Annotated in this window: 1 protein-coding gene; it reads left to right on the top strand. The window is 58.3% G+C overall.

Going from position 1 to position 314, the window contains the following annotated elements:
* A partial coding sequence (locus KMS84_RS42730; protein ID WP_368860721.1) for a GTPase-associated system all-helical protein GASH occupies window positions 1-314 on the top strand: 314 nt, incomplete at both ends.

Below are 314 nucleotides of genomic sequence, written 5' to 3'. Positions count from 1 at the left end.
CAGCTCGCGCAGATGATGCGATTGCCGTTGCCTTCGTCAATACGGCGCGCAATGTGCTGTCTCACGCCGAAACCTCCGACGAAGCTGAGATTTGGCGCGAAGCTATTAGCGAAATCGAGTCGAGGGTTGATGCCCGTGCCGAGGCAGAGTGGGCTACGCCGGATATGATCACAGTAGACCCATTGCAGTATAAGCCGCCAGCTCCTGCGACTATAGACTACGAGGTACCCACGGTTGATCGGAGCGCGCTACGAGACAGCGTCTTTTCCGCTGCGGGACCGTGGGGGGCTAACGACCCAAATCCGTATCAGTCG

It is taken from the genome of Streptomyces hilarionis, from assembly GCF_024539675.1.
GTDB lineage: Bacteria > Actinomycetota > Actinomycetes > Streptomycetales > Streptomycetaceae > Streptomyces > Streptomyces hilarionis.
The sequence above is the reverse complement of the archived record's forward strand: the minus strand, read 5'-3'. Positions and strand labels throughout refer to the sequence as shown.